This window comes from Streptomyces anandii JCM 4720, assembly GCF_014650655.1.
Lineage (GTDB): Bacteria > Actinomycetota > Actinomycetes > Streptomycetales > Streptomycetaceae > Streptomyces > Streptomyces anandii.
This window is the reverse complement of sequence record NZ_BMVJ01000001.1, coordinates 80,327-100,865: the sequence shown is the minus strand read 5'-3', so window position 1 is coordinate 100,865 and position 20,539 is coordinate 80,327. Positions and strand designations below refer to the sequence as shown.

The 20,539-nt window shown below is 72.0% G+C and carries 23 protein-coding genes; 11 read left to right on the top strand and 12 right to left on the bottom strand.

Annotation, left to right across the window (positions count from 1 at the left end; translation table 11 throughout):
- A partial coding sequence (locus IE249_RS00470) for a helix-turn-helix transcriptional regulator (protein ID WP_229857127.1) occupies positions 1 to 676 on the bottom strand: 676 nt, incomplete at its 3' end.
- A 101-nt stretch (positions 677 to 777) separates the two neighbouring features.
- Here IE249_RS00470 and IE249_RS00465 point away from each other — a divergent pair.
- Together IE249_RS00465 and IE249_RS00460 are read left to right on the top strand one after the other, a co-directional pair.
- Positions 778 to 2,211: an MFS transporter gene (locus IE249_RS00465; RefSeq protein WP_189702762.1), complete on the top strand. Its 1,434-nt coding sequence runs from the start codon at positions 778 to 780 to the stop codon at positions 2,209 to 2,211.
- 237 nt (positions 2,212 to 2,448) lie between these two features.
- On the top strand, positions 2,449 to 2,895 hold the full coding sequence (locus tag IE249_RS00460; RefSeq protein ID WP_189702761.1) for a hypothetical protein: 447 nt from the start codon (positions 2,449 to 2,451) through the stop codon (positions 2,893 to 2,895).
- On the opposite strand, the gene IE249_RS00455 is transcribed toward IE249_RS00460, so the two are convergent.
- The gene (locus tag IE249_RS00455; RefSeq protein ID WP_189702760.1) at positions 2,888 to 3,487 is read right to left on the bottom strand and encodes a TetR/AcrR family transcriptional regulator; all 600 of its coding nucleotides are present in this window, start codon (positions 3,485 to 3,487) and stop codon (positions 2,888 to 2,890) included. The genes IE249_RS00460 and IE249_RS00455 overlap by 8 nt on opposite strands.
- Before the next feature lie 16 nt (positions 3,488 to 3,503).
- Complete coding sequence (locus IE249_RS00450) at positions 3,504 to 4,523, bottom strand: aldo/keto reductase (protein ID WP_373304314.1); 1,020 nt, start codon at positions 4,521 to 4,523, stop codon at positions 3,504 to 3,506.
- 189 nt (positions 4,524 to 4,712) lie between these two features.
- On the opposite strand from IE249_RS00450, the gene IE249_RS00445 reads away from it, so the two are divergent.
- On the top strand, positions 4,713 to 5,777 hold the full coding sequence (locus IE249_RS00445; protein WP_189702759.1) for a chitinase: 1,065 nt from the start codon (positions 4,713 to 4,715) through the stop codon (positions 5,775 to 5,777).
- A 73-nt stretch (positions 5,778 to 5,850) separates the two neighbouring features.
- Here IE249_RS00445 and IE249_RS00440 read toward each other — a convergent pair whose 3' ends face one another.
- Complete coding sequence (locus tag IE249_RS00440; protein ID WP_189702758.1) at positions 5,851 to 7,233, bottom strand: glycine--tRNA ligase; 1,383 nt, start codon at positions 7,231 to 7,233, stop codon at positions 5,851 to 5,853.
- 172 nt (positions 7,234 to 7,405) lie between these two features.
- On the opposite strand from IE249_RS00440, the gene IE249_RS00435 reads away from it, so the two are divergent.
- The 4 genes from IE249_RS00435 to IE249_RS00420 all read left to right on the top strand — a co-directional run bounded on the left by IE249_RS00435 (position 7,406) and on the right by IE249_RS00420 (position 10,604).
- Positions 7,406 to 8,365, top strand: coding sequence for a metal ABC transporter substrate-binding protein (locus IE249_RS00435; RefSeq protein WP_189702757.1), 960 nt, complete (start codon positions 7,406 to 7,408; stop codon positions 8,363 to 8,365).
- Between the two features lie 17 nt (positions 8,366 to 8,382).
- Positions 8,383 to 9,219, top strand: a complete 837-nt coding sequence (locus tag IE249_RS00430) for a metal ABC transporter ATP-binding protein (protein WP_189703194.1) — start codon at positions 8,383 to 8,385, stop codon at positions 9,217 to 9,219.
- Positions 9,219 to 10,121, top strand: a complete 903-nt coding sequence (locus IE249_RS00425) for a metal ABC transporter permease (protein ID WP_189702756.1) — start codon at positions 9,219 to 9,221, stop codon at positions 10,119 to 10,121. Before IE249_RS00430 ends, IE249_RS00425 begins: the two co-directional genes overlap by 1 nt.
- A gap of 63 nt (positions 10,122 to 10,184) precedes the next feature.
- Positions 10,185 to 10,604, top strand: a complete 420-nt coding sequence (locus IE249_RS00420; RefSeq protein ID WP_189702755.1) for a Fur family transcriptional regulator — start codon at positions 10,185 to 10,187, stop codon at positions 10,602 to 10,604.
- Between the two features lie 878 nt (positions 10,605 to 11,482).
- Here IE249_RS00420 and IE249_RS00415 read toward each other — a convergent pair.
- Positions 11,483 to 12,322, bottom strand: coding sequence for an isoprenyl transferase (locus IE249_RS00415; protein ID WP_189702754.1), 840 nt, complete (start codon positions 12,320 to 12,322; stop codon positions 11,483 to 11,485).
- A 36-nt stretch (positions 12,323 to 12,358) separates the two neighbouring features.
- Positions 12,359 to 13,108, bottom strand: coding sequence for a DNA repair protein RecO (gene recO / locus IE249_RS00410; protein WP_189702753.1), 750 nt, complete (start codon positions 13,106 to 13,108; stop codon positions 12,359 to 12,361).
- A 207-nt stretch (positions 13,109 to 13,315) separates the two neighbouring features.
- Here recO and bla point away from each other — a divergent pair, with 207 nt between their 5' ends.
- Positions 13,316 to 14,182, top strand: a complete 867-nt coding sequence (gene bla / locus IE249_RS00405; protein WP_189703193.1) for a class A beta-lactamase — start codon at positions 13,316 to 13,318, stop codon at positions 14,180 to 14,182.
- A 34-nt stretch (positions 14,183 to 14,216) separates the two neighbouring features.
- On the opposite strand, the gene IE249_RS00400 is transcribed toward bla, so the two are convergent.
- Both IE249_RS00400 and IE249_RS00395 read right to left on the bottom strand, forming a co-directional pair.
- Entirely contained in the window at positions 14,217 to 14,444 is a 228-nt protein-coding gene (locus tag IE249_RS00400) for a hypothetical protein (RefSeq protein WP_189702752.1), read from the bottom strand.
- Entirely contained in the window at positions 14,441 to 14,656 is a 216-nt protein-coding gene (locus IE249_RS00395) for a hypothetical protein (protein WP_229857126.1), read from the bottom strand. Before IE249_RS00395 ends, IE249_RS00400 begins: the two co-directional genes overlap by 4 nt.
- A 112-nt stretch (positions 14,657 to 14,768) precedes the next feature.
- Between IE249_RS00395 and IE249_RS00390 the strand changes: the two genes are divergently transcribed.
- Together IE249_RS00390 and IE249_RS00385 are read left to right on the top strand one after the other, a co-directional pair.
- Positions 14,769 to 15,602: a helix-turn-helix domain-containing protein gene (locus IE249_RS00390; RefSeq protein WP_189702751.1), complete on the top strand. Its 834-nt coding sequence runs from the start codon at positions 14,769 to 14,771 to the stop codon at positions 15,600 to 15,602.
- Positions 15,584 to 15,787 carry a DUF397 domain-containing protein gene (locus IE249_RS00385; protein ID WP_189702750.1) on the top strand — a complete coding sequence of 68 codons (204 nt, stop codon included), beginning with the start codon at positions 15,584 to 15,586 and terminating at the stop codon, positions 15,785 to 15,787. Before IE249_RS00390 ends, IE249_RS00385 begins: the two co-directional genes overlap by 19 nt.
- Here the strand turns inward: IE249_RS00385 and IE249_RS00380 are convergent.
- From IE249_RS00380 to IE249_RS00365, 4 genes are all read right to left on the bottom strand, one after another.
- Positions 15,784 to 16,914: an MFS transporter gene (locus IE249_RS00380; RefSeq protein WP_229857125.1), complete on the bottom strand. Its 1,131-nt coding sequence runs from the start codon at positions 16,912 to 16,914 to the stop codon at positions 15,784 to 15,786. The genes IE249_RS00385 and IE249_RS00380 overlap by 4 nt on opposite strands.
- A 91-nt stretch (positions 16,915 to 17,005) precedes the next feature.
- A complete protein-coding gene (locus IE249_RS00375; protein WP_189702749.1) occupies positions 17,006 to 17,467 on the bottom strand; it encodes a protein-tyrosine phosphatase family protein in 462 nt (153 codons plus the stop codon).
- 16 nt (positions 17,468 to 17,483) lie between these two features.
- Positions 17,484 to 19,082 (bottom strand): S1 family peptidase, encoded by a 1,599-nt coding sequence (locus IE249_RS00370; protein ID WP_189702748.1) that lies wholly within the window; start codon positions 19,080 to 19,082, stop codon positions 17,484 to 17,486.
- Positions 19,083 to 19,135: 53 nt separating this feature from the next.
- On the bottom strand, positions 19,136 to 19,552 hold the full coding sequence (locus tag IE249_RS00365; protein WP_229857124.1) for a hypothetical protein: 417 nt from the start codon (positions 19,550 to 19,552) through the stop codon (positions 19,136 to 19,138).
- A 381-nt stretch (positions 19,553 to 19,933) separates the two neighbouring features.
- On the opposite strand from IE249_RS00365, the gene IE249_RS00360 reads away from it, so the two are divergent.
- A partial coding sequence (locus tag IE249_RS00360) for an ALF repeat-containing protein (RefSeq protein WP_189702747.1) occupies positions 19,934 to 20,539 on the top strand: 606 nt, incomplete at its 3' end.

Here is a 20,539-nt window from a genome sequence, read left to right as displayed (position 1 = left end):
GCCGCTTGAGCAGGGTCTTCCAGGCGGGCTCGGCGAGGTGACCGGCCATCGCGGAGCGGAAGCGGGCGGCCATGTGCCGCAGCGCGTCCTCCAGGTGCACGATCGAGGAGCGCCACTCCTCGTTGGTGTACGCGAGGATCATGAGGTTGCGGTCCTCGACGGGCACCGCGTCGAGGTCGCAGAAGAGCAGGCCGTAGGTGCGGTTGTGGGCGAGGATGTCGTACCTGCTGTTCTGCAGGCAGGCCGGGTACGGCTCCAGTTGCTCCAGGACCGCCCGCAGCGCGGGTGTCACCGAGGGGCACACGCTCGTCGGGGCCGGGTCGGTGGCGCCGGCCAGCTGGAAGAGGTGGGCGCGCTCGCCGGGGTCGAGCAGCAGGGTGCGCGCGAGGGCGTCCAGGACCTGCACGGACACCTGGATGTCGCGGGCCTGCTCGAGCCAGGTGTACCAGGTGACGCCGACCGCGGAGAGCTGCGCGACCTCCTCGCGGCGCAGGCCCGGGGTGCGGCGCCGGCGGCCGCGCGGCAGCCCGACCCGCTCGGGGGCGATGTGCTCGCGGCGGTGGCGCAGGAAGGCGGCCAGCTCGTGCCTGCGGATCTCGGCCTCGCGGATCCGCGAGGGCCGCGCCTGCCCCACGGTCGCTTCCCGCACCGCCGTTTCACGTGCCATGGTCGTCATGGTTCCAGCTTGCCTCCCCCCTCACCCTGTTTCCAGGTACTTCCGCTACCAGGACAAGGACACTCTGGTACCAGTCTGAGCCCGGCCTCAGGCTCGAAGGCGTGACCACCGAAACCATCTCCTCACGCATCGTCCGCCCCGGCTCCGCGGCGCCGCCCGCGCTCGGCGGGCTCGGGCTGTTCACGGTGCTGCTGGCCGCGGCACTGCCCCTGATCGACTTCTTCATCGTCAACGTCGCCCTGCCCACGATCGGCGGGGACCTGCACGCGAGCGAGGCCGTCCTCGAACTCGTCGTCGCCGGCTACGGAGTGGCGTACGCCGTGCTGCTCGTCCTCGGCGGCCGGCTCGGCGACCTGTTCGGCCGGCGCCGGTTCTTCCTCGGCGGCATGGCCGCCTTCGGCCTGACCTCGCTGGCCTGCGGGCTCGCGCCCGGCGCCTGGACGCTGGTCGCGGCGCGCGTGGCGCAGGGCGCGTCCGCCGCCGCGATGCTTCCGCAGGTGCTGGCCACCATCCAGGCCGCCACCTCCGGCCCCCGCCGGGCCCGCGCGATGGGCCTGTACGGCGCGACGGCCGGCCTGTCCATGGTGGCCGGGCAGATCCTCGGCGGCGTGCTGGTCGCGGCGGACGTCTGGGGCACGGGCTGGCGTTCGGTGTTCCTGGTCAACGTACCGGTGGTGATCGCCGGTCTGCTGCTGGCCGCCCGCGCGGTGCCCGAGACCCGCTCGCAGCACCCGGAGCCGGTCGACGGCCCCGGCACGGTGCTGCTGGCGGCGGCCCTGCTGGCGCTGCTGGTCCCGCTCACCGAGGGCCGCGCGGCGCACTGGCCGCTGTGGACATGGCTGTCGATGGCCGCGTTCCCGCTGGTGGCGGGCGCGTTCTGGGCGGTGGAGCGCGGGGCCGACCGGCTCGGGCGTACGCCGCTGGTGCCGCCGAGCCTGTTCCGGCTGGTGTCGCTGCGGCGCGGCCTGCTGCTGATCATGCCGTTCTCGATCGGGTTCAGCGGCTTCATGTTCGTGATCGCGGTGGCGCTGCAGCGCGGCGCCGGGCTCGGCCCGGTCCCGGCGGGTCTGGCGCTGGCACCGATGGCGGTGGTCTTCTTCTTCGTCTCGCTGGCCGGTCCCCGGCTGGTCGCCCGCTACGGCACGCGCGTGGTGACGGCGGGCGCGCTGGTCCAGACGGTGGGCGTGGGCCTGCTGGCGCTGGCCGTCTGGCGGTCCTGGCCGCACCTCGGCCTGGTCGAGCTGCTGCCGGGTGCGGCGGTCGCGGGCGCCGGGCAGGCGCTCCAGCTCCCCGTGATCTTCCGGATCGTGCTCTCCGAGGTCCCGGCCGCCCGCGCGGGCGTGGGCAGCGGGGTCATGGTCACCACCCAACAGTCGTCCCTCGCACTGGGCGTGGCCACCCTGGGGACGCTGTTCCTGTCCCTGGTGCCGGGCCTGGGCATGCGGGACGCGCTGGTCGTGACGCTCCTCGTCCAGCTGGCGGGCGTGGTCCTGACCGGCCTGCTCAGCCTGCGCCTGCCGCGCACGATCGGCTGACGCCCGGAGCGCGGTCGGCGCGGTGTGCGCACACGGCACCAAAGGTAAGAAAAAAGTAAGCACAATAACCGCCACTGACCTGCGGCTTTCACCGTCAGTTGGGCTTGTTCTACCCAGAGTGCAACCCTTCCCGGGTGGCCGCCGCCGTAGCCTCGGGCGACCTTGGAGGAGCGCGACGGCCCCCGGGCCGTGATCGCGAAGAGGGGGGCAGTCCGTCGAGAGGAGCGGGAGTCCGCCATGAAGTCCACCCTCCACAGCCGCTGTGTCCGCACGCTGGCCACCGGCACCCTGTCCGCCGCCCTGCTGGCCGCCGGGTCGGCCGGCGCCTACGCCGTCACCGCACCCAAGCCCACCCCGAGCATGACGCACACGGCCATGCCGACCTCGAAGCCCAGCATGACGGCGATGCGGTCGATCGCCGTCAAGGTGAACCGCACCACCTTCAAGGCCGGTCAGACGGCGACGTTCACCGGCCGCACCGTCGGCCTGAAGGTCGGCAGCACGCTGGTCCTCCAGCACAAGGTCAACGGCAAGTGGAACACGCTGCGCACGACCACCGTGGTCAAGAAGGGCAACACCTTCACGGTGGTCCGCAAGTTCACCAACAAGGGCACCCAGGTCGTCCGGGTGGCGAGCTCCAACGGCGCCGTGCACTCCCAGCCGGTCACCCTGAAGATCACCTGACGGGCGCCCGCAGTCCGCGCAGCATGAGATCGAGGACGGCCTCGAGCTCCCCCTCGATCTCCGGCCGCTTCCACTCCCCCGCGTAGCACGGGTCGTGGAAGCGGCCGGTCGCGTGGAAGAGGGCCCCTGCCGTGGCGGCGGGGTCGGCGGCGGCGAGGCTGCCCGCGGCGACGCCCGCCTCGACGATCCCGGTCAGCTGGGCGGTCAGCTCGGCGAGGTGCTCCTCGACCACCGTGCCGCTCTCACCGACGAGGACCGAGTACGTGGCGAACAGCTCGGGGTCGTGACCCGCCTTGCGGCGCTTGGCCTCGAACAGCGCCCGCAGCCAGTCGCGCAGCCGCGCCTCCGGGTCGCGCCCCTCGTCGGCGGCTATACCGGCCAGCGCCTCGGACGTGCGGTCCAGCCACCGCTTGGTCACCGCCTCGCGCAGCGCCGCCTTGGTGCGGAAGTGGCGGTAGACGCTGCCGTGGCTGACGCCCAGCGCGCGGGCCACGTCCACCACGGTGGCCTTCGCCGGCCCGTGCCGGCGCAGCACCTCCTCGGTCGCCTCGAGGATGCGCTCGGCGGTCAGGGTCTCGGTGGTGGGTGACATGCCTAGAAGGTACCTGTCACGCCCGTCGGCGCTCGCTGTCCAGGTGTGCCATCTGCGCCTGCGGGTAGCGCTCGCCCGCGGCCGCGCCCGCCGGCACGGCCTCCTCGATCGCGGCGAGGTCGGCCGCGTCGAGCGTGACGTCCAGCGCGCCCAGCGCCTCCTCCAGCCGCTCGCGACTGCGGGCGCCGATCAGCGGCACGATGTCCTCGCCGCGCGAGAGCACCCAGGCGATGGCGATCTGCGCGACGCTCACGCCCTTGCCGTCGGCGACCTCGCGCAGCGCCTCGACCAGGTTCAGGTTGTGCTGGAGGTTCTCGCCCTGGAAACGGGGCGAGAACGCCCGGAAGTCGGTGGGGGCGAGCTGCCGGTCGCGGGTGAAGTGCCCGGAGATCAGGCCGCGCGAGAGCACTCCGTACGCGGTGACGGCGATGCCGAGCTCGCGGGTGGCGGGCAGGATCTCCCGCTCGATGCCGCGCGAGATCAGCGAGTACTCGATCTGGAGGTCGGCGACGGGCGCGGTGGCGGCGGCCCGGCGGACGGTGTCGGCGCCGACCTCGCTCAGGCCGACGTGCCGGACGTGACCCTTCTCTATCAGCTCGGCGATCGCGCCGACGGTCTCCTCGATGGGGACGTCCGGGTCGAGGCGGGCGATCCGGTAGACGTCGATGTGGTCCACACCGAGGCGCTGGAGGGAGTAGGCGGCGAAGTTCTTCACGGCGGCCGGACGGCCGTCGTACCCCGTCCAGTTGCCGTCCGGGTCGCGCAGCGCGCCGAACTTCACGCTGACCAGCGCCTTGTCGCGGGCGGCGGCCGGGGCGGTGCGCAGGGCCTCGCCGACCAGCATCTCGTTGTGCCCCATGGCGTAGAAGTCGCCGGTGTCCAGCAGGGTGACGCCCGCGTCCAGCGCCGCGTGCACGGTCGCGATGGACTCGGCCCGGTCCGTCTCGCCGTACAGCGCGGACATGCCCATGCAGCCGAGGCCGAGGGCGGAGACCTGGGGGCCGGTGGTTCCGAGGGATGTGGTTCGCATCGTCATGTGTCGAGCATGGCATGACGGATGACAGATTTCAATATCTGTCATCCGTCACTTGTCATTCACCACTCGCACCCACCCGCGGTCCATGACGAAAGGTCTGGACCAGAGCACTGTCATGCCTACGACATGGTCATGCCCACGACACCGCCATGCCTCAGACACCTCACCGACCCCACCGGGAGGCCACCCATGCTCCGCCGCGCCCTGAGACCGCTCACCGCCACGCTCGCCACGGCACTCCTCGCCCCACTCGCCCTCACGGCCACCGCCTCGGCCTCCGCCCCCGCGCCCGCCGCCGACACCTGCGCCGTGAAGTCCCGCCCCGCCGGCAAGGTGCTCCAGGGCTACTGGGAGAACTGGGACGGCTCCGCCAACGGCGTCCACCCGCCCTTCGGCTGGACCCCGATCACCGACCCCCGTATCGCCGCGCACGGATACAACGTGGTCGACGCGGCCTTCCCGGTCATCCGCTCCGACGGAACGGCCCTGTGGGAGGACGGCATGGACACGGGGGTGAAGGTGCCCACGCCCGCCGAGATGTGCGCGGCCAAGGCGTCGGGGCAGACGATCCTGCTGTCCATCGGCGGCGCGGCGGCCGGCATCGACCTGAGTTCGCAGGCCGTGGCGGACCGGTTCGTGGCGACGATCGTTCCGATCCTGCAGAAGTACAACTTCGACGGCATCGACATCGACATCGAGACGGGCCTGGTGGGCAGCGGCAGCATCTCCCAGCTGTCCGCGTCCCAGGCCAACCTGATCCGCATCATCGACGGCATCCTCGCGCGGATGCCCTCGGGCTTCGGTCTGACGATGGCTCCGGAGACCGCCTACGTCACCGGCGGCAGCATCGTCTACGGCTCCATCTGGGGCGCCTATCTGCCCGTCATCAAGAGGTACGCCGACAACGGCCGCCTGTGGTGGCTCGACATGCAGTACTACAACGGCAGCATGTACGGCTGTTCCGGCGACTCCTACTCGGCCGGCACGGTGGAGGGCTTCACCGCCCAGACCGACTGCCTGAACAAGGGCCTGGTGGTCCAGGGCACGACGATCCGGGTGCCGTACGACAAGCAGGTACCGGGCCTGCCCGCCCAGCCGGGCGCGGGCGGCGGCTACATGGCGCCGTCCCTGGTCTCCCAGGCCTGGCGGCACTACGGCACGGCGCTCAAGGGCCTGATGACCTGGTCGCTCAACTGGGACGGCTCGAAGAACTGGACCTTCGGCGACAACGTGAAGGCACTCCAAGGCCGTTGAGAACGCCAAGAACGCCGTACGGCCGCCGGAGAAGTGATCCGGCGGCCGTACGGCGTCGAAGCGGCGGGGCGGGTCAGCAGCCGACGAGGCGGCCGGCCAGGTAGCCCTCGATCTGGTCCAGGGAGACGCGCTCCTGCTTCATCGAGTCGCGCTCGCGGACGGTCACCGCGTTGTCGTCCAGGGTGTCGAAGTCGACCGTCACGCAGTACGGCGTGCCGATCTCGTCCTGGCGGCGGTAGCGGCGGCCGATGGCGCCGGCGTCGTCGAACTCGATGTTCCAGTTCTGCCGCAGGGTCTGCGCCAGGCCCTTGGCCTTGGGCGACAGCTCCGGGTTGCGGGACAGCGGGAGCACCGCGACCTTCACCGGGGCCAGGCGGTGGTCGAGGCGCAGCACGGTGCGCTTCTCCATCTTGCCCTTGGCGTTGGGCGCCTCGTCCTCGACGTAGGCGTCGAGCAGGAAGGCGAGCATCGCCCGGCCGACACCGGCCGCGGGCTCGATGACGAACGGCGTCCAGCGCTCGCCGGCCTCCTGGTCGAAGTAGGAGAGGTCCTGGCCCGAGGCCTTGGCGTGGGAGGACAGGTCGTAGTCGGTGCGGTTGGCGACGCCCTCGAGCTCGCCCCACTCGCTGCCGCCGAACTGGAAGCGGTACTCGATGTCGGCGGTGCGCTTGGAGTAGTGGGAGAGCTTCTCCTTGGGGTGCTCGTACCAGCGCATGTTCTCCTCACGGAGGCCAAGGCCGGTGTACCAGTTCCAGCGCTGCTCCATCCAGTACTCGTGCCACTTCTCGTCCTCGCCCGGCTTGACGAAGAACTCCATCTCCATCTGCTCGAACTCGCGGGTGCGGAAGATGAAGTTGCCGGGCGTGATCTCGTTGCGGAACGACTTGCCCATCTGGGCGATGCCGAACGGCGGCTTGCGGCGCGAGGTGGTCTGCACCTGGGCGAAGTTGGTGAAGATGCCCTGGGCGGTCTCGGGGCGCAGGTAGGCGACCGAGCCGGAGTCCTGGGTGGGACCGAGGTGGGTGGAGAGCAGACCCGAGAACTGCTTGGGCTCGGTGAACTGGCCCTTGTTGCCGCAGTTGGGGCAGTTGACGTCCGCGAGGCCGTTCTCCGGGACGCGGCCGTGCTTGGCCTCGTAGGCCTCCTCCAGGTGGTCCGCGCGGAACCGCTTGTGGCAGGAGGTGCACTCGGTCAGCGGGTCGGTGAAGGTGGCGACGTGTCCGGAGGCGACCCAGACCTCGGGGGCCAGGATCACGGACGAGTCGATGCCGACCACGTCCTCGCGGGACGTCACCATGTAGCGCCACCACTGGCGCTTGAGGTTCTCCTTGAGCTCGACACCGAGGGGCCCGTAGTCCCAGGCGGCGCGCTGGCCGCCGTAGATCTCACTGCAGGGGAATACGAAGCCACGGCGCTTGCTCAGGCTGACGATGGTGTCGATCTTGTCGGCGGCCACGGTGCTCTCTTCATTACGACGACGGGCGACGAAGCGACGGCTGCGCTTCGACGAAGCGAGACGCTTCAGAGCGAATGCTTCAGGGTACCGGCGGGGGCTCCCTCTCAATCAAATCGGTGCCGGTCGGGACGCTTATTGACAACGGTTTCCATGTTTGATGAAAATGACTGTCATGAACGTACGACGACAGCACATATCCGCAGTGGCCCTGACGGCCGTCACGGCACTCGGCCTCGGCACGCTCACCGCCTGCTCCGGCGACAGCGCGGCGGCGGCCGGCACGGGGAAGTACGACGTCGTCGCGTCCTTCTATCCGATGGCCTTCCTCGCCGAGCGGATCGGCGGGAGCCACGTCCACGTCACCAGTCTCACCCAGCCCGGCCAGGAGCCGCACGACCTGGAGATCAGCGCCCGGCAGACCGCGCGCCTGGAGCAGTCCGACGCCGTCCTCTACCTCAAGGGGCTGCAGCCGTCCGTCGACGAGGCGGTCGCCCAGTCCGGGATCGGCACCAGGATCGACGCTGCCTCCCTGACCACCCTGGAGGAGCACGGCAACGAGGTCGGCGGCCACGCGGCCGCCCACGACGCCCACCCGGGCGAGGAGAGCGGCGGCAAGGACCCGCACGTATGGCTCGACCCGGTGCGCTACGCGCAGATCGCCGAGGGCGTCGGCAAGGCCTTCGAGAAGGGCGACCCGGCGCACGCGGCGGACTACCGGAAGAACACCGCCGCCCTGGTCGGGGAGCTCGACGCGCTGAACACCCGGTACGAGACCGGACTGCGGAACACCAGGAACAAGGTCTTCATCACCACGCACGCCGCCTTCGGCTACCTCGCCGAGCGCTACGGGCTGACCGAGGAGGCCCTCAACGGCCTCGACCCGGAGTCCGAGCCCAGCGCGGCGCGGGTGCGCGACCTGGAACGCATGGCGAAGGCCGACGGCGTGACGACCGTCTTCTACGAGACGCTCGTCAGCGACAGGACGGCGCGGACCGTCGCCGGCGACGCCGGACTGCGGACGGACGTCCTCGACCCGCTCGAGGGCATCACAGCCAAGTCCCGCGGCACGGACTACCTCCAGGTCATGGACTCCAACCTCCAGGCCCTGCGCAAGGCGCTGGGCGCCAAGTGACCGACGGGGAGAACACCATGGACGAACAGGGCACGACGGCCGAGGGGCCGGTCATCGCCATGCGGGGCGTGCGCGCGGACCTGGGCCCCCGCCCGGTCCTGCGCGGCATCGACCTCACCGTGCGGCGCGGCGAGGTGGTCGCCCTGCTCGGCGCGAACGGCTCCGGCAAGTCGACGGCCGTACGGACCGTCATCGGCCAGGTGCCGGTGACGGCCGGCGTGATCGAGCTCTTCGGCACCCCGCGCCGGGCCTTTCGCGACTGGGCGCGCGTCGGCTACGTGCCGCAGCGCACCACCGCCGCGGGCGGCGTGACGGCGACGGTCACCGAGACCGTCGCCTCGGGCCGGCTCTCGCGCACCCGCTTCGGCCTGTTCCGCCGGGCCGACCACGCGGCCGTACGCCGTGCCCTGGAGCTGGTCGGCATGGCGGACCGGGCGAAGGACTCCGTGCAGGCCCTGTCCGGCGGCCAGCACCAGAGGGTGCTGATCGCCCGCGCGCTGGCCGCCGAACCCGAACTGCTGATCATGGACGAGCCGATGGCCGGCGTGGACCTGGCCAGTCAGCAGGTGCTGGCGCGGACCCTGGAGGAACAGGTCTCGGCCGGTACGACGGTGCTGCTGGTGCTGCACGAACTCGGCCCGCTGGAGCCGCTGATCGACCGGGCGGTCGTGCTGCGCGACGGCTGCGTGCTCCACGACGGCCCGCCGCCGAAGGCGGTCGGTCAGCACTCCCCCAAGCTTTCGACTTCGTCTTCGAGCAGGGGGTGCCCCCAGCCCGGCCACGACCACGTACACCCGCACGACGACGCCGCGGGCGCCGGCCCGATCCGCACCGGACTTGGACTGCTGAACTGATGGAACTCCTCGACTACGCCTTCATGCAGCGGGCCCTGCTCGCCGCCGTCCTGGTCGGCGTCACCGCGCCCGCCGTCGGCATCCACCTCGTCCAGCGCCGCCAGGCCCTGATGGGCGACGGCATCGGCCACGTGGCGATGACGGGCGTCGGCCTCGGCTTCCTGCTGGGCACCTCGCCCGTGTGGATGGCGACGCTGCTGTCCGTCGTGGGCGCCGTGCTGATGGAACTGATCCGCTGGTACGGCCGCACCCGCGGCGACATCGCCCTGGCGATGCTCTTCTACGGCGGTATGGCGGGCGGCGTCATGTTCATCAACCTCGCCCCCGGCGGCTCCAACGCCAACCTGACCTCGTACCTCTTCGGCTCGCTCTCGACGGTGGCGCCCTCCGACGTCACGGCGATCTGTCTGCTGGCCGCGTTCGTCGTCCTGGTCACCCTCGGGCTGCACCGGCAGCTCTTCGCGGTCGGGCAGGACGAGGAGTTCGCCCGGGTGACGGGCCTGCCCGTGCGCGCGCTGAACCTGCTGACCGCGGTCACGGCGGCGGTGACCGTGACGGTCGCGATGCGGGTGGTGGGTCTGCTGCTGGTCTCCGCGCTGATGGTGGTGCCGGTGGCGGCGGCCCAGCAGCTCGGGCGCAGCTTCGCGACGACCCTCGCGATCGCGGTCGCCATCGGGGTGGGCGTCACGCTCGGCGGCACGGTCACCTCGTACTACCAGGACGTGCCGCCCGGGGCGACCATCGTGCTGCTCACCATCGCCGCGTTCGTCGTGCTCACCGCGCTCGCCGCCCCGCTGGCCCGGCGCCGCGCCCGGGCGCTCGCCGCGGCGCCGCCCGCCGGGGATCCGGCGGAGTGCGCGATTCCGGCCACGCGTGCGGCGGACGGAGCGGCCGGCGTCTGACCGCGTGCGACGCGGGCTGGCACAATGGCCCCGGCAGATGCCGGACGGCGGAGGAGGCAACCGGTGACGACCGCAGGACCGCCCGTGAAGGGCCGCGCCACCCGGCAGCGCGCCGCTGTCGCGGCGGCCCTCGACGAGGTCGACGAGTTCCGCAGCGCGCAGGAACTCCACGACATGCTCAAGCACAAGGGCGACTCGGTGGGCCTCACCACGGTCTACCGCACCCTGCAGTCCCTCGCCGACGCCGGCGAGGTCGACGTCCTGCGCACCTCCGAGGGCGAGTCCGTCTATCGCCGCTGCTCCACCGGCGAACACCACCACCACCTGGTCTGCCGCGTCTGCGGCAAGGCGGTGGAGGTCGAGGGTCCCGCGGTCGAGAAGTGGGCGGAGGCGATCGCCGCCGAACACGGCTACGTGAACGTGGCCCACACGGTGGAGATCTTCGGCACCTGCAAGGACTGCGCGGAAGCCTCCGGCAACTAGCGGGAGACAGTCCCCTGCCGCCGGGGCCGAGGGGCACAGCCCCCGGCAGGACCGGAGAGGCACAGCCCCCTAGCCGCAGGGCCCAGCCCGCCTCCCGGGGCCCAGAAGGCGGAGCCCCCGGCAGGACCGGAGAAGCGAAGCCCCTCACATCCAGGCCGCAACCCTCCCCACCCCGGAGGCCCCGGGGGCCACAGCCCCCGGCGAGGTTGAGGGGCGCAGCCCCTGACGGGGCTCGAAGGGGCAGGGCCCCTCACGACCGGCGGCAGCGCGGCACCCCCGGGACCGGAGGGTCGCCATCCCCGGGGGTCCAGGGGGCGGAGCCCCCGGCGGGGTTGAAGGGGCGCAGCCCCTGACGGGGCTCGAAGGGGCAGGGCCCCTCACGACCGGGCGGCAGCCCGGCACCCCCGGGCCGGAAGGTCAGTCACCCCCGGGGGTCCAGGGGACGGAGCCCCCGGCGAGGTTGAAGGGGCGCAGCCCCTGACGGGGCTCGAAGGGGCAGGGCCCCTCACGACCGGGCGGCAGCCCGGCACCCCCGGGCCGGAAGGTCAGTCACCCCCGGGAGTCCGGGCGGCGGAGCCCCCGGCGGGGTTGAAGGGGCGCAGCCCCGGCGTGGTTCGAAGGGGCAGGGCCCCTCACGACCGGGCGGCAGCCCGGCACCCCCGGGACCGGAGGGTCGCCATCCTCGGGGGTCCAGGGGGCGGAGCCTCCGGCGGGGCCGGAGGGGCGGAGCCCCTCGTGTCCGGCCGCAGCCTGGCCCTCCCCCGACCCGAAGGGTCAGACCCCGGGCACCCCGGTGGGGTTGAAGGGGCGGAGCCCCTGGGGCGGGACGGGTAGGGGCGGCGGGGGCGAGAAAAGCCTGCGCGCCGGCCGCCGCCGGGTCAGCCCTCCTCCGACCGGCCCTCCATGGCCAAGAGCTCCTCGTTGGGGATGGCACCGCCGAAGCGGCGGTCGCGGGAGGCGAATTCGAGGCAGGCACGCCACAGGTCGCGGCGGTCGAAGTCCGGCCACAGGACGTCCTGGAAGACCATCTCCGCGTACGCGCTCTGCCAGAGCAGGTAGTTGGACGTGCGCTGCTCACCGCTCGGCCGCAGGAACAGGTCCACATCCGGCATGTCCGGGTAGTACAGGTACTTCTGGATCGTCTTCTCGCTGACCTTGGACGGATCCAGCCGCCCCGCCCGCACGTCCTCCGCCATCGCCTTCGCCGCGTCCGCGAGCTCCGCCCGCCCGCCGTAGTTCATGCAGAAGTACAGCGTCAGCCGGTCGTTGTCCTTCGTCTGCTCCTGGGCGATCTGCAGCTCCTTGGCGACCGACTTCCACAGCCGGGGCATCCGCCCCACCCACCGCACCCGGATCCCCAGCTCGTCCAGCTGGTCCCGCGTCTTGCGGATGAAGTCGCGGTTGAAGTTCATCAGGAAGCGCACCTCGTCCGGCGACCGCTTCCAGTTCTCCGTGGAGAAGGCGTACAGCGAGATGTTCCGCACACCGATCTCGACCGCGCCCTGCAACACGTCCAGCACCCGCTCGGCGCCCACCTTGTGCCCCTCGGTGCGCGGCAGCCCCCGCTCCTTGGCCCAGCGGCCGTTGCCGTCCATGACGATCGCCACGTGCTCGGGAACGAGCTCCCCCGGCAGCTTCGGCGGACGCGCGCCCGACGGGTGCGGCTCGGGCGCCCGGTACTCGCGTCGCCGGCGCCCCAGGATCCCGCGTACGGCCATGTGCTCCTCGTCTCCCTGAGTGTTCCAGAGCAGTTGCTACTGCTTCTCCACGTACCTGAGCGAGCGCAGCCCGCGCTCCAGGTGCCAGTGCAGGTAGGCGGACACCAGCCCGCTCCCCTCCCGCACATACCGCGGCTCGCACGCGTCCGCGGTCTCCCAGTCCCCCGTGAGCAGCGCGCCGAGCAGTACGAGCGTCTGCGGCGAGGGTACGACACTGCCGGGCACCCGGCAGTCGGCGCAGACCGAGCCGCCGGACGCCACCGAGAAGAAGCGGTTGGGCCCCGGCATCCCGCACCGCGCGCAGTCGCCGAAGCTCGGCGCGTACCCGTTCACCGCGAGCGAGCGCAGCAGGAACGCGTCCAGCACCAGATGCGGCGCGTGCTCCCCCCGCGCGAGGGTGCGCAGCGCGCCCACCAGCAGCAGGTACTGCTGCACCGCCGGCTCGCCCTCGTGGTCGGTGAACCGCTCCGCGGTCTCCAGCATGGCCGTGCCCGCGGTGTAGCGGGCGTAGTCGCTGACGATGCCCCCGCCGTACGGCGCGATGGTCTCGCTCTGCGTGCACAGCGGCAGCCCGCGCCCCACAAGCTCACTGCCCCGCGCGAAGAACTGCACGTCCACGTGCGAGAACGGCTCCAGCCGCGCCCCGAACTTCGACTTGGTCCGCCGCACCCCGCGCGCCACCGCCCGCACCCGCCCGTGCCCGCGCGTGAGCAGCGTGATGATCCGGTCCGCCTCACCCAGCTTCTGGGTGCGCAGCACGATGCCGTCGTCGCGGAACAGACTCATGGGGTCCATTCTCGCCCACCGCGCGGCGGACCCGGCCCCCGAGTGGCGCAACCCCGGCGAGCCGGTCCGTCGTCACATCATGCGGAGATCGTTTCTCACGTACCGACCGGACCGACCGTACCGACCGGACCGGGCACCCGGCCCGGCCGACCAAAGGAGAACGCCATCCGGACCACGGCCAGGAACCTCCCGACCCGCCGCCGCGTGATGACCGCGGCCGGCCTCGCCCTCCTCGGCGCATCGGCCGCCGTGCCACCCGCGTCCGCCGCGTCCCCCTCCCCCGACGGCAGCCCACAAGCCCGGCTGCGGGCCCTGGAGGAACGACACGGCGTCCGCCTCGGCGTCTACGCCCACAACCCCGTCACCCGCCGCACCGTCCGGCACCGCGCCGACGAGCGCTTCCCCATCTGCTCGGTCTTCAAGACCCTCGCGGCCGGTGCCGTCCTGCGCGACCTGGACCACCACGGCGAGGTCCTCTCCCGGCGGATCCACTACACCGAGGCCGACATGGTCGACGGCTCGGACCACACCAGGGCCCATCTGGCGGAGGGCATGACCGTCGCCGAACTCGCCGACGTGGCCATCCGCTACAGCGACAACACCGCGGGCAATCTGCTCCTGCGCGAACTGGGCGGCCCGACGGCCGTCACCCGCTTCGCCCGCTCGCTCGGCGACCGGGTCACCCGCCTGGACCGCTGGGAGACGGAGCTCAACTCCGCCGAGCCGTGGCGGCGCACGGACACCACCAGCCCGTGCGCCATCGGCCGCACCTACGGCCGCCTCGTCCTCGGCGACGCGCTCGGCCGCCGCGACCGCGCCCTGCTCACCCACTGGCTGCTGGGCAACACCACCAGCGCCAAGCGCTTCCACACCGGCCTGCCCAAGTCCTGGACCATCGCCGACAAGACCGGCTCCGGTTCCTACGGGACCGCCAACGACGTCGGCGTCGCGTGGACCGAGGACGGCACCCCCCTGGTCCTGGCGGTGCTCACCACCGGGCCCGCCCCGGACGCGCCGTACGACGACGCGCTGGTCGCCGAGGCCGCCGGGGTGGCCGCGACCGCGCTGGCCTGACACCCGCGCCCCCGGCCGGCCCGGCACGACCGCGTCACGGCACCTCGCCGCGGCTGCGGGCGTTGGCGTACGCCGTCGCGGCGCGCAGCCGCTCCGCCGGGGTCGCCGCGCGCAGCGCGTCCGGTGCGCAGTCCCACTCGCGGCCTCCGCCGAGGGGCCGTAACTGCACGTACGGCCCCTCGTGCCCCATGACGACCCCGACGCGGCCGGTCCCGGTGTCCACGGCGTACGAACCGACCGGCGGCCGCGCGACCGCGTTCACCGCAGCACCGCGGCGAGCCGGGCCGCCGTCGCCACGGAGCAGCGCCCCAGCTCCACCAGCGGGCAGGGCGCCTCACGGGCGAGCCCCGCCGGGTCGAGCCGCAGCGAGGGCAAGGTGATGCCGGCCTTTTCGAGCGCGGCCCGCAATTCCGTGAGGGTTTCCTCGGCCTCTGCCACGCATCCCGCCGAGTGGACCGGGTTCGGTGTTGCCACGGTTCGCTTCCTTCCTTTCTTTTCACTCTTCACATCCCCACGGTGACGTTCCGCGTCTAAAGTCGGAAGGGTTTCCGGCCCACAACGGCGGGGCAGCAAAAGGGGGTTGGCAATGGCCAACGGTTCACGCCAGGCGGCGTGGGAGTTCTTCGGCGCGGAACTCAAGCGACGGCGCGAGGACGCGGCGCTCACGCAGGTCGAGCTGGGTGCGCGGGTCTTCGTCTCGGGCGGTTACATCGGCCAGTTCGAACAGGCGATCAGGAAACCGCAGTTGGACGTGGCCCAGCGAATCGACGAGGTACTGCAAACCGACGGTATTTTCGAGCGGCTGTGCAGAAAGCTGATCGACGATCCGCGGTACGCGGATTATTTCGCCAAGGCGGCGGAGCTCGAAACGCTGGCGACTGAAATCCACGAGTTCGCGCCCGCGTTGGTGCCAGGACTGCTGCAGACGCGGGCGTACGCGTGGGCGGTCACCGTGGCGATGAACCCGTTCGCGGCGGACGAGTACATCGAGGAGAAGGTCTCCGGCCGTCTTGAACGCGCCCGTATCCTCAAGGACGCCACGCGCCCCCTGTACTGGGTGGTGCTGCACGAGAACGTGCTGCGCATCCCGGTGGGCGGACCGGGTGCCATGGCGGAGCAGTTGGAACACGTCGCGCGGCTGGCACGGCAGCGAACCCTGGTGGCTCAGGTGCTGCCCTACACGGCGGGGCCGTACCCCATCATGACCGGTTCCCTGAAGCTGATGGGGTTCGAAGACGCTCCGCCAACGGCCTATACAGAAGCCGTGTATTCGGGGAACCTGCTGGACGATCCGGCCGTGGTCAAGCGTGCCCGCTCGGCATACGATCAGATCAGGGCCGCCGCGCTGTCGCCGGAGGCGTCCCTGGCCCTGGTCGAATCGGCGGCGGAGGACTTCAGACCATGCGCGAGTACGACCTGACTCACGCTCGCTGGCACAAGAGCAGCTACAGCGACGGCAACGGCGGCGACTGCGTTGAGGTCGCCCAAGGAGTCCCCCACGTCATCCCCGTCCGGGACAGCAAAGTGCCGGACGGGAACGTACTGGTGATCGGGGGCTCGGCCTGGGCCGAGTTCGTGGGGGCCGTGGGGGCGGCGGGGCTCTAGCCCCGGGCCCGTACGAACAGCGCGGTCACGAGGTAGGGCAGCGCGGCCCATACGAAGGCGGTGGCGTCCGAACTGGCGGAGCTGACGGCGGCGTACGCGGCGTACACCGCCACCGTCGACAGGTCGGTGCCGAGGCTCGCGACCGAGGTCAGGGTGGCCCGGCGCGCGTCGTCGATGCGGGCCTGGAGCCGTGCGTCGGCGAGCACCGTGGCGAGCTGGAAGCCGCCGAAGGCGAGGGCGACGAGGACGAGCCCGGCCGGTGTCCGCAGCGCGGCGCCCAGGGCGAGCGCGAGCGCGGCACCCGAAAGCAGCGCGGCGAGGCCGGTGCGGCCGAGGCGGGCGCAGGGGCCGGACAGCAGGCCGCCGGTCGTGGCCCCGGCCCAGATCAGCAGCAGCAGGTAGGGCACGGTGCCGTCGGATACGCCCGTGCCGCGCACGAGGAGCGGGGTGTACTCGTCGAGCGCGCCCCACACGGCGCCCACGGCCGGGACCAGCAGGAGGGCACCGCGCACGGACCGCTCGGCGCGGACCTGGGCGAGCCCGGCCCGTAGGGTGACAACCCAACTCTCCCCGTCCGGGGCGGGAGTTCGCCCCTCGGGCAGCCGGGTGGCGGTGACGGCGGCCAGCAGGCAGACGAGCACGCTGCCCGCGCCGACGGCGGGATAGCCGCCGAGGGAGAAGACGGGACCGGCGAGGCCCATGGCGGCCACCACCCCCACCAGCCCGGCCGCGCGGACACGCCCCATGACATGGGCGTATCGCTCCGCCGCACCGAGGCGACCGAGCTCGTCGTGGACGAGAGCCTCCAGCGCACCGGAGCCGAGCGCTCCGCCGGCGCCCCACAGGAGGAAGCCGAGCGCGAAGGCCCCGTAGGAGGGCAGGAGCACCCATAGAGCGAACCCGGCGGCGGTGAGCAGCGGGCCGAGGGCCAGCAGCAGCCGCCGGGACACGGCGTCGGCCCAGGCGCCGGAGGGCACTTCGAGGACCACACCGGTGGCCGACCAGAGGGCGAAGAGGGAGGAGATCTCCCAGGACGACAGCCCGGCGTCGCTGAACAGCAGCGCGTACACCGGGTAGAGCAGGATGAAGTCGCCGAGGAAGGCGTAGCAGCACAGCACCGCGGCCAACCGCCGGGTGCCGGGCGCGGCAGGAATGCGGGATCAATGTCGCCAGGTCATGCGTACATGGTAGGCAGCGCGCCGCGCGGGGCCCAGTGAATTAGCGGGGAGTCCCGGTGGGACGGAACTCCCGCACGTACCGCTTCTGCCAGGGCGTCTCCACGGCTCGGGCGTCGTAGTGCTCACGCACATAGGCGACCGCGTCCCCCGGGGGCACCCCGTCCAGCACGGCGAGACAGGCCAGCGCGGTACCGGTGCGCCCCCGCCCGCCCCCGCAGGCGACCTCGACCCGCTCGGAGGCGGCCCGCTCCCACACCTCCAGGAGCACGGAACGGGCCTCCTCACGGTCCACGGGCAACCGGAAGTCGGGCCAGCGCAGCCACCGGGACTCCCAGGTGACGGCGGGAGGCTGCTTGCCGAGGAGGTAGACCCCGTACGAAGGCGCCGGCGCCCCGGGCTCGAGCGCCCGCCTCAGCCCGCGCCCCCGCACCAGCCGCCCGGAGGGCAACCGCAGCACACCCGCGTCCCGCACATCCCACAGTGGTCCGAGCCGCCCCGTCATGGGCGCGACCCTACAGTCAGCTCGCGGGCGTGAGACGGACTTCGGCGTGGAGGCCCTTGGCGTCGACGGCGGGGAAGAGGGAGACGTGTCCGTCGGCCCAGCGGACGAGGACGTCGTCGGCGGTGGTTCCGGCGGTGAAGGCGCCGGCGGTGACGACGGTGGCGTCGGCCCAGTTGGACTTGGCGGGCCGGATCTTGATCTCGCCGGGCAGGGCCTTGCCGATGGTCAGGCCGGGGTAGACGGTGGTCTCGCCGTCGCGCCAGCGTACGAGGAGGTCGTCGGTGCTCTTGCCGGTGAAGGAGCCGGTGGTGAGCTGGTCGGCGTACGGCCAGGTGCTGTTCTTGGTGACGAACTGGGTCTGCTTCTTCAGGCCGTTCGCGGCCAGGTCGGTGTAGAGGGACACGTGGCCGTCCTTCCAGACGACGAGGAGGTCGTCGCGGTGGCCGGCGAAGGTGTAGCGGCCGGCGGCGATCAGGCGGGCGTCGTCGCGCCAGGCGGGGCTCTTGGCGGGGGCGAGCTGCTTCTCGCCGTGGAAGCCCTTGGGGTCGACGGTGGCGTACTGGGTCATCTCGCCGTCGATCCAGCGCACGACGAGTCCGTCACCGCCGCTGCCGGTGGTGACGCCGGTGACGTCCAGGGCCTTGGCCCAGATGCTCTTGCGGGGCGCGAGCTGGTGTTCGGCGGCGAAGGGGTGGGCGGGGTCTGCGGTCTCGCCGCCCTGGTAGAGGGTGACCTCGCCGTCGTCCCAGACGACGATCAGGTCCATGTGGCGTGTGCCGCCCGCGCTGCCGCCGGTGTAGTAGCCGGAGCTCATGTGTACCGCGTGCTTCCAGGGCGCGGCGGCGAAGGCGGGGCCGTAGGCGATCTGCCGCACCCAGGCGGCGAGGTCGTCGACGCGGGCGGCGACGGCGCCCGTGCGCGTCTCGGCCGGGTCGGTACCCAGGCAACCGCCTTGCCAGGAGAGGCTGTTGATGCCGACGACGCTGGTGCGGCCGCCGGTGGCGGTCAGGGTGGGGCCGCCGGTGTCGCCCTTGCAGATTGCCTGGCCGTCGGCCTTGCCGGCCAGGGTCAGGGTGGTGGCGTCGGTGCTCTGGAGGGTGAAGGCGGCGGTGTGGACCTGGTCGGGGACCCACTCGTCGTGGGTGCGGCCGTATCCGGCGGCCTGGACCTCGTCGCCGGCGGCGGGCGCGGTGGCGGCGAGGGACATGGGGGTGATGCCGGTGACGGGCTTGGCGAGCCGGGCCATCACCACGTCGCGGTCGGTACGGGGCTGGAGGTCGGTCACCTGCTGGGTGGTGCCGCCGAGGGTGGCGGTGGTCTTCAGCTTGGGCGCGCCGGGGGCCAGGGGCTGTCCGGGGGCGTCGGTGAAGCAACTGGCGGCGGTCAGCAGCCATTGCGGGTCGACCAGGACGGCCGAGCAGCCGCGTTGTCCCATGCCGGTGTCGCCGATGTCGCCGATGGTGAGGCGGGCGGTGGCGGAGGCGGCGGCGGTCGCGCCGGGGGCCGGTGGGCCGGACACGGCGGTCGCGGGGGCTGCCGACAGGGTGAGGGCGGCGAGCGTCACGGCGGCGGCCAGACCGCCGGTCCGCGCGGTACGCGGACGAATGCTGAGCATGAAGTTCCTTGCGGATGTGAGGGGTTGTACGTGCTTCGAGCCCGGCGGGACGGTCAGCCGGTGACGCGCAACTCCACGAGGACGGACCGCTTGCTGGCGTCGCCCGCCTCGCCGACCGGCGTGTAGTCGTTCCTGGCGGCGTTGACGACGGTCTGCTTGCCGTCCGTGGTGAGCGTTGCGCGGACCGGGTGGTCCTGGGTCCAGATGCCGTAGGCGTCTGGGAGTTCCATCGTCAAGTACCCCTGTTTGCCGCTGACTTTGAAGCAGTGGTACGTGTCGGCGGTGCGGGACTCGACCTTGATGTCGAAGGCCGTGGCGCAGTCCGTGAGCATGATGTGCCCGTCGCCGCGCTTCAGGGTGATCCCGCGCTCCGCCTGGATCTTCGCCGCCCCGGGATAGTCGAACGTCTCGACCGCGGACGGCATGTGGGCGTCACCGGGCCCGGTGGGGTCGGCAGGCGAACCGCCCACGGCCGACGCCAATGTGACAAAACCCACGGAACTCATGGCGGCCGCCACAGCTCCAACTACAAGGGTCCTTCCGGTGCGAGAGGCCACCACGAGTCCTTCCGGTCACTGACATGCTTGATCATTTCCGTTGCGTCGCAACAGTGAAGCATATGTAAGGTGATCGTGAAGTACCCCCCTCAACTCCTTCACGATTCAACCTAGTTGTGGCTTCTGTCCCTGACTTTCTTCGCCCGACCAGCGAATTGCAGGCGCACAGGCGCAAGCCGAGCCGAGGTCGTGAAGCCATCAGGCACAGAAGGACTTCGTATGAGAAAGCGTTGGCGCCCCGCACGGGCGCCGCACGGCGGGGACGCACAGTGCACACGGACCCGACCCCGCACCTTGTTGCTCTCTTTGCGCGGCGCGACCACCGCACTGCTGCCGCTCGCGCTGACGGCCGGGCTCCTCGGGGCCTCGCCGGCGCGGGCGGTGGACGGGGACTCGGACTCCCTTCCCCCGGACCGGGACCTCGTCGTCGAGTACTGGCGTGACGGCGGCAGCGGCGTCAAGGAAGCCGCCGAGCGGGCCCTGCTCGGCGGTGACGACGACATCCGCGCGTTCCTCCACGACCAGCCCGCGCTCCAAGCGGTCGACGACCGGGTCGACGTCAGCAGGATCATCAACGCGGGCGGCCCGGCGGTGCGGGAGGCGGCGAAGAACGCGCTCGCGTCGCAGAACCCGGACGACGTGACGGCGTTCCTGCGCGGCGGCTGGAAGGCCCCGCTGGAGCAGGACCAGCGCGTGGAGGCGTCGAGGGTCATCAACTTCGGCGGCCCCGGCGTGCAGGACGCGGGCAAGGCCGCGCTCAAGGGGTCGCCCGAGGACGTGGCGAAGTTCCTCTCGGACGGCCAGTACACGGCGCGCGAGACGGACAACCGCGTCCAGGTCTCCCAACTGATCAATTCCGGCGGTCCGGCGATGAAGGCGGCCGGCAAGGTCGCGCTCCAG